At 53.1% G+C, this 12498-nt stretch carries 10 protein-coding genes; 8 read left to right on the top strand and 2 right to left on the bottom strand.

Going from position 1 to position 12498, the window contains the following annotated elements; translation table 11 throughout:
* Positions 1–5 precede the first annotated feature (5 nt).
* From BMX45_RS26500 to BMX45_RS26490, 3 genes are all read left to right on the top strand, one after another.
* Positions 6–1070 (top strand): leucine-rich repeat domain-containing protein, encoded by a 1065-nt coding sequence (locus tag BMX45_RS26500; RefSeq protein WP_090913226.1) that lies wholly within the window; start codon positions 6–8, stop codon positions 1068–1070.
* 407 nt (positions 1071–1477) lie between these two features.
* Positions 1478–2419, top strand: coding sequence for a thioredoxin-disulfide reductase (trxB, locus tag BMX45_RS26495; RefSeq protein ID WP_015737504.1), 942 nt, complete (start codon positions 1478–1480; stop codon positions 2417–2419).
* Positions 2420–2485: 66 nt separating this feature from the next.
* Complete coding sequence (locus tag BMX45_RS26490) at positions 2486–2722, top strand: glutaredoxin family protein (RefSeq protein WP_006212730.1); 237 nt, start codon at positions 2486–2488, stop codon at positions 2720–2722.
* A 126-nt stretch (positions 2723–2848) separates the two neighbouring features.
* On the opposite strand, the gene BMX45_RS26485 is transcribed toward BMX45_RS26490, so the two are convergent.
* Both BMX45_RS26485 and BMX45_RS26480 read right to left on the bottom strand, forming a co-directional pair.
* On the bottom strand, positions 2849–3052 hold the full coding sequence (locus BMX45_RS26485; RefSeq protein ID WP_090913223.1) for a hypothetical protein: 204 nt from the start codon (positions 3050–3052) through the stop codon (positions 2849–2851).
* Between the two features lie 152 nt (positions 3053–3204).
* Complete coding sequence (locus tag BMX45_RS26480) at positions 3205–4377, bottom strand: ROK family protein (protein ID WP_090913221.1); 1173 nt, start codon at positions 4375–4377, stop codon at positions 3205–3207.
* 366 nt (positions 4378–4743) lie between these two features.
* Here BMX45_RS26480 and xylA point away from each other — a divergent pair, with 366 nt between their 5' ends.
* The 5 genes from xylA (at position 4744) to BMX45_RS26455 (ending at position 12462) form a co-directional block, all read left to right on the top strand.
* A complete protein-coding gene (gene xylA, locus BMX45_RS26475; protein ID WP_015737501.1) occupies positions 4744–6060 on the top strand; it encodes a xylose isomerase in 1317 nt (438 codons plus the stop codon).
* 216 nt (positions 6061–6276) lie between these two features.
* Entirely contained in the window at positions 6277–7773 is a 1497-nt protein-coding gene (xylB, locus tag BMX45_RS26470; protein ID WP_090913219.1) for a xylulokinase, read from the top strand.
* 270 nt (positions 7774–8043) lie between these two features.
* Positions 8044–8667 carry a bifunctional 4-hydroxy-2-oxoglutarate aldolase/2-dehydro-3-deoxy-phosphogluconate aldolase gene (locus BMX45_RS26465; RefSeq protein WP_090913217.1) on the top strand — a complete coding sequence of 208 codons (624 nt, stop codon included), beginning with the start codon at positions 8044–8046 and terminating at the stop codon, positions 8665–8667.
* A gap of 157 nt (positions 8668–8824) precedes the next feature.
* Positions 8825–11212: a YcdB/YcdC domain-containing protein gene (locus BMX45_RS26460; protein WP_254778274.1), complete on the top strand. Its 2388-nt coding sequence runs from the start codon at positions 8825–8827 to the stop codon at positions 11210–11212.
* A gap of 107 nt (positions 11213–11319) precedes the next feature.
* A complete protein-coding gene (locus BMX45_RS26455; protein WP_090913213.1) occupies positions 11320–12462 on the top strand; it encodes a transglutaminase domain-containing protein in 1143 nt (380 codons plus the stop codon).
* The last annotated feature ends 36 nt before the right edge of the window (positions 12463–12498 follow it).

The raw sequence follows: 12498 nt of genomic DNA, 5'->3' as shown, positions 1-12498 counted from the left end.
GCAATATGGCATTCTTTTACGACGCTCCAAGAGGAGCTGCTTATTCCTGGCTGATTGATTATGCGATGGAGCGGTCGGCGGTATTCGTGTTAGCAAGGCGTGGAGAGTTCCAGCTCATGGAGGAAGCCAAGCGTGTGTTTTCGCTGCTTGAGCCTTTTCTGATCGAAGAACGCAGGATTAGCGAGCGCGATATCATGAAGCGATTGGAAGAGGAAACCGTGCGTGGCAACGGGATTGAATACGGAGCGGGCACTTACTATATTTATAGATGCTGCGAGGAAGCCGCTGTTGTGTTGAAGCAGGCGGCGGATGATCTGTTTGCATGGCAGCATCCCCATCTGCCGGAGGATTTGAACTTCTGGGATCAGGATGGACAGGACTTCTTACATCATGTAGCTCATGAACGAATGGGCGGGCTTCAGATCGGCCAAGAAGAAGCCGAGAACATATCGGCCATGATTCCGGGCCTGTTTCTAAGCCGTCCGGAACATAAGAAGTTTGAGGTATTCTGGCAGGATGTATTGTTTCACAAACCGCGCAAGCTTGAAATTTTCGGTTTTGGCATCCAGGAGATTCCTGAAAGCATCGGAGAGCTGAAGGAGCTGAAGGAACTTATGATCCATGAAAGTTACGTCACCAGACTGCCTGCGGCCCTGTTCGGTCTTACGGAATTAGAGGATTTGACGGTATATACGGAGGATCTCGTGGAGATTCCGGCGGAGATCGGTGATTTGGCCAAGTTAAAACGCTTGAAAATCGCGTGCGGGAGTTATCATGGACCTACAGATCATGTGATCCGGATAGAGGAAGTATCGCTGACGCGTGTCCCTCCGGAGCTCGGACGATTGAGGTTGCTGGAGCAGCTTAGTATGAATTACACGGGAATTTCGGAACTTCCCATGGAGATGGGGCAGCTGCAGAATCTGAGTTTCCTTGACCTAAGCCGAAACCAACTCCGGAGCGAGCCGGAATTCATAGGGGAACTGACGGGACTTTCGTATGTTAATCTGTCGGATAACCGGTATAACCCAAGTCCTCAAAATCAGTTTTGGGGGGATTACATTGAATAATCGGAGCATCTGCAAAATCATGACCTAGCTAAGAATCCCTCTGAGCTCGCATGGCGAGTACAGGGGGATTTGTGCAGGCATCGTGTTTTGCTTCGGAACTTCATCAAACATTCATCTTCCCACCGTTAATCGTGTGGAGGAAGTCTTTTCGTAACCCTAAATTCTTCTAACCTGATCTCAGCGCACTCCTGACCTCGAAGTAAACGTTTTACAACAAGGTGTCCTTTCGAGCACGAGATTCATTTTTTCAAAATAGTAAATTCCCCAGCGGTTTATGAAGAATGGATTAACAATATTTGCAGATGGGGTGTGATGTGACATATTGACAGACGGCTCTGATATAACCATAATTAATATTAATTTATAATGATTATAATTAAGTGTTCCATATATAGGAGGGAAACGATATGTACAAATCCGTTATTATAGGCACAGGCCCTGCCGGGCTTACGGCTGCCATTTATCTGGCTCGCGCAAATTTGAGCCCGCTCGTCATTGAAGGTCCGCAACCTGGCGGACAGCTGACAACCACAACCGAAGTTGAAAATTTCCCGGGGTTTCCCGAAGGCATCATGGGTCCTGAACTGATGGACAATATGCGTCAGCAGGCGGAACGATTTGGCGCGGAATTTCGTACAGGCTGGGTGAACAGCGTGGAATTCGGAGAGCGTCCGTTCAAGCTGGACGTTGACGGAATGGGCGAAGTGGTTGCCGAGACACTGATTATCTCTACGGGCGCAACGGCTAAATATCTCGGCATTCCGGGAGAGCAAGACAATGTGGGACGCGGCGTCAGCACTTGCGCAACCTGCGACGGATTCTTCTTCCGCGGGAAAGAGATCGTTGTTGTCGGCGGCGGTGATTCCGCGCTGGAGGAAGCCAACTTCCTGACCCGCTTTGCTTCCAAAGTAACGCTGGTTCACCGTCGGGAGGAGCTTCGTGCATCGAAAATCATGCAGGATCGCGCCCGCGCCAACGAGAAAATCGAATGGGCATTGAACCGCACGCCGCAGGAAGTCATTGCGGACGAGACAGGCGTAAAAGGCATCAAAGTGCTCAACAATGAGACTGGCGAAGAAGAGACGATCGCGGTCAGCGGCGTGTTCGTGGCGATCGGCCACCATCCGAACACCGGTTTCCTTGGCGGAAGCATTACGACTGACCCGAACGGATATATCGTAACGACTCCGGGAACATCCGAAACGAATATCCAAGGCGTATTTGCTTGCGGCGACGTGCAGGACACCCGTTACAGACAAGCGATTACAGCAGCGGGAAGCGGCTGTATGGCGGCTATGGATGCTGAGAAATACATCGAGAGCTTGGAACACAGCGCTGTCGTGTTGTAAACTGATAGATAGAGATCGAACCGGCTGTAAGCAGCCCAAATCATGAGTAGAGGAGACTGACCGACCATGGAAAACGTGATTGTATACACTTCGAACAACTGCCCACACTGCAAACAAGTAAAAGGCTTCTTGTCCGATCAAGGTATCGAGTTTGAAGAGCGCAACATCGAGCAGAACGACGAATTCGCGCAGCAGGTATGGGATATGGGCGTTCGCGCGGTACCTCTCACCATCATCGGTGAGCACCGAATTCTTGGCATGAACAAGCTCCAGTTCAACAAAGCGTTGAATCCTGAAGCTTAATCTCATCAGCATGATGGCAAGCCAATCGCTTGCTTATGATAAAAAGCTCCTTCCCGAAGTTTGGGGAAGGAGCTTTTTTTGTTGCCGAGCCATGCTCATGCTGCCATACGTTCGTACAAGTCATGTTCACTTGCTGAAAAACAGGCTCATGATGATCTGGAATACGACATATGCCGCCACGCCGGAGCCGAATAGAATGAAGCCGGCTTTTTTCTTGCCTTGAAAAAAACGCATAATGCCGAGACTGAACAAAGGTGCGATAACTAGGAGACACAGCAATACGGTCACAAACATTTCAGGCGATATTTCCGCAGTGCTTACATAGGTCATTTGAGCGTTTCCTCTCCCTTTAGTATAACGATCACACGTTTCTCCGCGAGGAGAAACGTGATTTAAATAACAGGATGAGATTAATTATAGCGGAAAATCGCGAGATTTTCCTTAAGATGCTTGGCGCTAATTACGACAAAATATCGTCAATTTTAATGAATCGGCATGGAGACCCGTACCGGGCTAAGAAATTGCGAAATGGCAGAGTAGGCCGCACCGATCATGGTAGAGCGGCTGCCCAGCTCCGCAAACCGGATCTCCATCCGCTCACGGTGATAAGGAAGCGTGCGCTGGGCAACGACTTGCTGGAGCGTTTCTTCGATCCAAGCCCGGGCGTCGGACAGCGGACCGCCGATGATGACCGATTGCGGATTGAATCCGTTGACAAGATTGGTTATCCCAATGCCCAGATAGCGTCCGAGCCCCTCGAAATGCCGGATGGTCTCCTCATGGCCGAGCTCGGCATGATGGACAAGCTCGGATGTCCGCCTGGACGGAAGAACGGCATCTTGGCCGTCGTAGGATTTCTCCGAGGCGTACAGCTCCCAGCAGCCGCGGTTGCCGCAGCTGCATTCCCGACCCTCGGCTTCGATGGACATATGGCCGCTTTCGCCGGCATATCCGCGGGCTCCCTTATAGAGCTCGCCATTGATGATGATGCCGGAGCCGATACCGCTGCCGGCACTGATATAGAGGAGATGGCGGGCGTCCCGGCCGGCTCCGAAGCGCAGCTCGCCCTGGGCCCCCGCGTTCGCTTCATTGTCGATGGTGACGGGGAGTCCGAGTTCGAGCTCGAGCTGCTCCTGCAGCGGGACCATGTCCCACCCCAGGTTGGGGGCGAAGAGGACGGTGCCGTCGCCGTCGACCATCCCCGGGACGCCCACGCCGATCCCGATGATGCCGTACGGGGAGGGAGGGGCCTGACGCATCAGGCTGTGGATCATGCCCACCATCAGCCTCGTCACCGATTCAACGTCGTGCCCTTCAAGCGCCGTGTCCTCTTCGGCAAGGATCCGTCCTTCCAGATCGGTAAGCACGGCGGTTATCTGCTTCACGCGCAGCTCGACGCCAATGGCATACCCGGCTTGTCCGTTAAACAGCAGCAGCTGCGGCTTCCTGCCCCCGCTGGATTCGCCTGGCCCGATTTCCTGGACCAGGTGGTTGCTGCACAGCTCCTGCACAAGATTGGAGACGGTTGCCTTGTTCAGGCCTGTCAGCTTGGACACCTTCGCCCGGGAGACCGGCGCGTGTTGACGTATCGTATCGAGAATGATGGAAGTGTTTATTTTCTTGACCAGAGCCTGGTCACCGGTAATATTCGTCATGTGTATTCATCCTTTTAGTCTTGCTTTCCTAATCCAGTTAGGCTTGTGAGACTTGATATGCTCATAGTCTAGGGGCAAAGCCCGGAAAATGCAACAGCCCGTAACGCCGCTTAAGTCACGGAATATATAATGAGCCGGGTTCGGTGTCCGATGTCTTCATCTGAATGTTAGGAAGGGTGTACCCTGGATCAGACGAAGAAATGTCCTCGCCACAGATGGGAAGCCGTCCCAACGGCAGGCGGAATCGGATTTGAAAGACATGTAAAGGAATAACTTTGTTTAACCAATAGACAAAGTGGTGGAGCTGTGATAGGATAACCTTGTAAGCGTTAACCACACCTTAACAAGGTATAGGAGGATTTATTCATGGCCTATTTTAACAACATTAGCAAAGTCGAGTACGAAGGCAGCAAATCGACCAACCCTTATGCTTTTAAATTTTATAATCCGACAGAAGTCGTAGCCGGCAAAACGATGGAAGAGCATCTCCGTTTCGCGATGGCTTACTGGCATACATTGACTGCAGGCGGCTCCGATCCGTTCGGTGCCGACACGGCGGTTCGTCCTTGGGGCAACTACTCCGGCATGGACCTTGCCAAAGCACGCGTTGAGGCAGGCTTTGAATTCATGGAGAAGATGAACCTTCCGTATTTCTGCTTCCACGACGTGGACATTGCGCCGGAAGGCAGCAGCCTGCGCGAGTTCTACAGCAACATCGATACGATTGTGGACTCGATTGAAGACCATATGAAGTCCACCGGCAAAAAACTGCTGTGGAACACGGCCAACATGTTCACGAATCCTCGTTTCATGCATGGTGCGGGCACTACGTGCAACGCCGATGTATACGCTCATGCGGCTGCGCAAATCAAGAAGGGCCTCGAAGTCGGCAAACGCCTCGGCGCCGAGAACTACGTGTTCTGGGGAGGCCGTGAAGGCTACGAGACCCTGCTGAACACGGACATGGGCCTTGAACTGGATAACCTGGCGCGCCTGTTCCATATGGCGGTGGATTACGCGAAGGAAATCGGCTTTGACGCTCAGTTCCTGATCGAGCCTAAACCGAAGGAGCCGACCAAGCATCAATATGACTTCGATGCGGCTACTACGATTGCATTCCTGCAGAAATACGGCCTCGACAAGCACTTTAAATTGAATCTTGAAGCAAACCACGCCACGCTGGCCGGTCATACCTTCGAACATGAGCTTCGCGTAGCACGCATCAACGGCATGCTCGGTTCCCTCGACGCGAACCAAGGCGATATGCTTATCGGATGGGATACGGACGAATTCCCGGTTAACATCTATGACGCTACATTGACGCTGTACGAAGTGCTGATGAACGGCGGCCTCGGCCGCGGCGGCGTGAACTTCGACGCGAAGGTTCGCCGTCCATCTTTCGAGCCGGAAGATCTGTTCCATGCGCACATCGCCGGTATGGATACTTACGCAAAAGGCTTGAAAGTGGCAGCGAAGCTGATCGAAGACCGCGTATTCGAGGACTTCATCGCGAAGCGCTACAGCAGCTTTAATGAAGGCATCGGCGCAGACGTCGTATCCGGTAAGGCTACGCTGGCTTCCCTTGCGGAATACGCGCTGAACAACGAGTCCCCTCGCAAAAACGAGTCCGGACGCCAAGAAATGCTGAAGGCGATTCTGAATCAGTACATTCTTGCGAATTAATTCATAACGGTTCGGCTGTTTAAGCTTGTTCCATGAAATCCAAAACCTTCACCGGCTCCCTCCAGGGATGCCGGTGTACTTATTTCAAACCGGAAACGATGGAGCGAGCGATGGTCGGCAGTCATTGGCGGCATGCCCCGGACCAGACGATGCGCCCAGGGAGAATGCCAACGATGTTTTCATGTTCGGTTCATGAGGAGACGAAGGAGGATATAGATGAGTTACGTTATCGGAGTTGATTTGGGGACCAGTGCCGTGAAGACCGTGCTGGTGGACCGCAGCGGCACGGTGGTTGCCGAGCATTCGGAGTCATACCCGCTGAGCCAGCCGAAGCCCGGTTACAGCGAACAGCGGCCGGAGGACTGGGTGGACAAAACGGTATTGTCGTTACGACAATTAATGAAAGGAAACAACATAAATCCATCCGAGGTTGAGGGATTGAGTTTCTCTGGCCAAATGCATGGTTTGGTCCTGGTAGACGGAGAGGGCGCCGTGCTGCGGCCGGCGATCCTGTGGAACGACACCCGGACAACGGCGCAATGCCGCCGCATCGAGGAGACCTTGCAGGAGAAGCTGCTCGGCATTGCACGCAATCGCGCGCTGGAAGGCTTCACTCTGCCGAAGATTCTCTGGGTTCAGGAGTTTGAGCCGGAAGTGCTCGAACGGGCTGCCCTGTTCCTGCTGCCTAAGGATTACGTGCGTTTCCGCTTGACCGGACAATACGCGATGGACTACTCCGATGCAGCCGGCACGCTGCTGCTGGACGTGGCCGGGAAATCCTGGAGCACCGACATTCTGGATGCTTTCCAGTTGCCGCACACCTTATGCCCGCCGTTGGTCGAATCCTTCGACGAATGCGGCACGCTGCTCCCCGAGATTGCGGAGCAAGCCGCTCTGCTGCCGGAGACGAAGGTATTTGCCGGCGGGGCGGACAACGCCTGCGGCGCTATCGGCGCCGGCATTCTCGAAGAAGGGCAGACGATGTGCAGCATTGGTACATCGGGCGTGGTGCTGTCCTATGAGGAGCGCCGCGAGGTGGATTTTGAAGGGAAGGTCCATTTCTTTAACCATAGCGAGAAAGATGCTTATTATATTATGGGGGTAACCCTAGCAGCGGGATACAGCCTGACCTGGTTCAAGGATACCTTTGCTCCGGATGTTTCCTTTGACGCGCTGTTAAGCGATATCGGAAATATCCCGGTAGGCAGCGGCGGGCTGCTGTTCACGCCGTATATTGTCGGCGAACGCACGCCCCATCCGGACGCCACCATCCGCGGCAGCTTCATTGGCATGGACGCCGGGCATAAGCTGCCTCACTTTGCGCGTTCGGTACTCGAGGGGATCACGTTCTCTCTCCGCGAATCCATCGATATCCTCCGGGCATCGGGCAAGCAGATCGACCGCGTGATTTCCATTGGCGGCGGAGCCAAGAACGAGACCTGGCTGCAGATGCAGGCGGATGTGTTCAACGCGGAAATCGTGAAGCTGGAAAGCGAGCAGGGCCCGGCCATGGGCGCGGCAATGCTTGCAGCTTGCGGCTGCGGCTGGTTCCCAAGCCTTCAGGGCTGCGCGAAGGCGTTTTTGCGTCCGGCACGCTCGTATTCTCCAAACCCGCAAGCGGTTCAGGCCTATGACAAATTGTTTGGACTCTATCAAAGCGTATACGGAGCCACGCGTGAACTTGGCGCGGAGCTGTCCGAATTCCGCGGATAACCTACAGATGTTGAAGAGCAGGTCGGGAAGACATTCTCCCGGCCTGCTTTTTTTGCGTGAACGCTCTGGACCGCATATACTTGAAGCAGGTTGAAGTCATAAGCAGGTTACGCCGGGGAATGAGGGTCGACCCTCTTCGATGGGAACCGGTTTGGATATCGATTTTCAGGTTCCCTTTATTGGATGGCCTGTGATCATTGTGTAACATCTGCGGCCAATCCGATTAAGGATGGCGCGGAAAGTGTAAAAAAAGAGATGGGGGGGACGTCAATGAAACTGACAGCCGAACTGAAACGCGAGAAAATCGTTGCCATCGTGCGCGGCATTACAAAAGAACAAGCGGGCTTCGTGGGGGAAGGGTTGGCCCGGGGCGGAATCCGGTTTATGGAAGTGACGATGAATACGAAGGGCGCTTTACATATGATTCAGGATTGGCGCGCCCGCTATGACGGTGACGTGTATGTCGGCGCGGGTACCGTCCTAGATGTGGAGATGGCCAAGGAAGCGGTCTCTGCCGGAGCCCAATTCCTGATCTCGCCGAACACGGATCTTTCCGTCATCGAATTTGCCCTGGAGCAGGGAATCGACGTATGGCCCGGGGCGATGACACCAACGGAGATCGTTGCGGCGTACGCCGCCGGGGCGGAGATCGTGAAGCTGTTTCCTATGGCAAGCCTCGGCTTGTCGTTTATCCGGGAGCTTCAGGGCCCGCTGAATCACATTCCGCTGCTTGCCACGGGCGGAGTTACGCTGGGCAATCTTCCGGATTATTTTAACGCAGGCGCGGCAGCGGTGGGTTTAGGGAGCGCGCTGCTTCCGAAGGATGCGCTTGCGTCCGGGAATTCGGACGAGATCCAGCGCCGTGCAGCGGCTTTTGTGGAAGCGGCGAAATAGTTACACTTTGTTCATCCTTAACCACGCAGGTTATGTTTTGGAAGCTTACTACATAAGGAATATATAGACAAGTTATGGTATTATTTAGGTAGCTTGGTTATGTCATTGCTGCCGTGTACAGGCACTTGTTGAGGATAGCATCGTGTGTAAGTAATGCATGGTTAGGTTCAAGAAATGGAAGGGAGCGAATCAAGTGAATCCATCGGGGAAGAAGAAAGTAAGGGTAAAAAAGACCGTTTGTGCGGTTACGGCTACGGCCATGCTTTGTTTGGCGCAGCCGGTCTGGGGGGATAATTCCGTTCCGGGAAGCGGAGTCGCTGTATCCGAAACGGTAACTTCCGTCGACAACAGTGGTCAAGCCGGTTCCGAAAGCGTTACGGATAACGAAATACCGAAGGGCGCAAAAATTTCATCCAAGCAGGCGGAAGAAATCGTGAAGAAGGCTTTCTCGGAACTCAAGAACGTGAAGGTGTCGAACGTGCAGTTCCTGGAGAATGACGACATGAGATCGAGCGCGCTTGCATGGGATCTGCAATTGGTGTTGACCAAAGGGAACTCAACCTCCGGCTTCAATGCCCAGGTCAATGCGGTTACGGGTGAACTTATTCATATCTATCTCCCTAATTCTTTAGTGAAACAGGATAGCGACAAACCGGCGTTAACCCGGGAAGCAGCCAAGGAGAAGGCGCTGAAATGGATCAGCACCCATGTGTCGGACGTGAAGGCAAGCGAGCTTAAGGAGAATGAAGCGTATCTCGGTATGCAAGCAGCTTTGTTCAGTCCGCCCCGGTTTGATTTTTATTTCCAGACCTCGGTGAACGGAATTGAATCGGATGTGAACAGCATTACGATCACGCTGGATGGGCAGGGCAATACGATTCAATATTCCCGCAATCAAGTCAGTGAGGAGTTTCCTTCATCCACGCCGAAATTGAGCGAGGCTTCGATCCGCAAATTGTTTGAAGATCAATTCCAAGTATCCTTGGCGTATGTGCCGGAAAATTTATATAACAATGCCAAAGGCGAATATTTTTTAGGTTACATACCTAATGATCTGTCAGGTTATTCAATGGATGCCAATACCGGCAAATTCATCAGTTTCACAGGGGAAGAGAGCGGGCTTGTCTCTGTTGAGGACGGCACGATTCCGGCAACCGAAGAAACCTTTAAGCCGATCGCGGGTCCATTCGCCGGCGGTGATGCGGCAGCCCGATGGGTGGAGTCGCAGATCAAGCTGCCGTCCGGCTTGAAGACGGAATCCAAGTCGCTGGGTGCAAGATGGAACAACAAAGAGGTTAAGACGTGGAACATCAGATGGGGCGAACATAGTATCTCCGCCATGGGCGGAGGAGAGATGGTATCCGCAGAGGTGGACGCCAAGACCGGACAGATCTACTCGTACAACCGTTATCGTTATGACCGGACGAGCACTGCGGAAGTGAAGAACCCGATTTCGCAGCAGGCTGCGCAGGATCTTGCTTTCAAGACGGTAAGCAAGCTGGTGCCCAATGCTTCCGAGGAATGGAAGCTGACATCGGTTGATAAAATGGGCAAGGACACGAAAACCCTCAACTATCAATTTTCATTCCAGCGCTATGTCGGCGATATTCGCGTCATGGGCGATTCCCTGAACCTCACGATTGAGGCCAACGGGCAAATCCAGGGCTTTAGCGTGAATTCGGAAGGCGTCCTCTCCAAGCTGCCAACAGACGTAAAGCCGGCTATTACCGAGGAGCAGGCAAGAGCGCAGTATTTGAAGGAGATTGACCTGAAGCTGAAATACGGCTATTACGGCGGTTACCTGTCTGCCAATAATGAAATCACGAAGCCTTTCATCAAGCTGATTTATTATCCGACACATAAACAGCAGGCTTTAGGCGGCATGCAGGTACCGCTCGATGCCAAGAGCGGGGAATGGCGCGATATCATGCCGGAAATGAACCGCAAGGATATTCCGCCAGTGACTGACGCGGCAGGGCATTCAGCCGAAGCGGCTCTCAAGGAGCTGGTGAAATATCGGGTATTGGTTCCAGACAAGGACGGCAAGGTGTACCCGGATCGTCAGATCACCCTTGGCGAATGGTATCAGCTGGTAGCGGCTTCGGTTAGCCCGTCCTACGAGCAGGTGTACGGAAGATCTACCATGGATCCGTACGCGGGCCTGCAGCCGGACCATCCGTATTACCAGGCCATTCAAGTGCTGATCGGGCAGAACTGGATTCCGTATGACCCGGACAGCCCGCTGCAGCTGGACCGTAAGCTGACCAGGGATGAACTGGCAAGCTCGCTGACCCGGATTTTGAATTACGAGAAGCTGTCCAAAGCCTTTATTCTTCCAACCGATGTGCAGGGGATATCCGATGCCGACGCCGTGACGAACAAAGGCGCAGCCCTGATCGCGCTCAAGCTGGGTCTTCTTCCGGCGGTGGATGGCAAGTTCCTGCCTAATCGCGAAGTGACGCGCGCGGAAGCGGCTGAGGTTCTGGTCCGCATGTCGAAGCTGGCGGGACGAAGCGATTCCTTCTTGTCCTCATTTTATTGGTAGTATTTAATATTCGTGCCCGGTCGACAAAACTAGAACCCTTAAGCCCTGATGTTATGTGTTACAATGATGGTGCATACGGATGAGGAAGATGAAGGGCGGGTGTACCGATGAAACGAAGCCGAGGAACGATCGTTAAATTACTGTTCATAGGGACTTTGGCGGTAACCGTTGCAGCAGTACCAGAACCAGCTAATCTCAGTGATGTCTATGCCACTTCCAACAAAACGGTCGTGAAGTCGGTCCATGCGATACAGCAGAAACTGCTGACAGCGATGAGCGACAGGCAATCGACGGTGCGTTTTGTTTACCAGGGCGAGACCAAATCGCTGAAATCGCAGCTAAAAGACGCACTTGATCAGGCGATGGCCAGTGATCCTTATATCCATTACACCATTGCCAGCTATAGCTACGACTATCGTGGAACATCCAGTTCCGCCAATGTTACCGTCCGGTTGAGCTATCGCGAGACCGCGGAGCAGACGAACTACGTGAACCAGCATACCGACCGCATTTTGAAGCAGATCATCAAGCCGGGCATGAATGATCATGAGAAGGTGAAAGCCATCCATGATTGGGTGGTCCGCAACTTGAAATACGATACAACGCTTACGAAATATACGGCCTATGACGGGCTTTACACGGGCAGCACAGTATGCCAGGGCTATTCCCTATTAACGCATAAGCTGCTGAAGGAAGCCGGGATTCAGAACAAAATCGTGGAGGGTACGGCTTACGCCTCCGACAATCCACAGGGCCAGCTCCATGCCTGGAATCTGATCCTTCTGGACGGCAAATGGTATCACCTGGACACGACGTGGAACGATCCCGTGCCGGATCGTGACAACGAGGTATCCTACACCTATTACCTCCGGACGGATGAGCAGATGGGCCGGGATCATACCTGGGTGAAATCCTATCCGAAGGCGAATACGCTTTACCGCAACACGCTGGCCGGGCTGGCCGCGAAGGATCGTTCGAAAGCGGGAGCATACGAAGCGATTAAGAAGGATCTGGAGTACCAGTTATACGATGCCCGCGCCATCGTCAGCTCCCACCTTCAGCTTCAGCCGTTGGTGAAGGCAGCGAAGGCGGAAGGCAGCCGAAAGCTGGTATTCCGGTTTGACGGCAGCGAGCGAGAGCTCGTGAGCGTGCTCCAGCAGCTGCAGTTAAAGAACAATCTGGGGTCCATCAAGTATTATCACAATGCTTTTGAAAACACGGGTGATCTTAGAGTGCAGATCATATGGTAGATGTCCGTGCCAAATGAAAAACAGCTTCCTCCCAAC

This window comes from Paenibacillus sp. cl141a, assembly GCF_900109305.1.
GTDB lineage: Bacteria > Bacillota > Bacilli > Paenibacillales > Paenibacillaceae > Paenibacillus_AQ > Paenibacillus_AQ lautus_A.
This window is presented reverse-complemented; position numbering and strand designations above follow the sequence as displayed.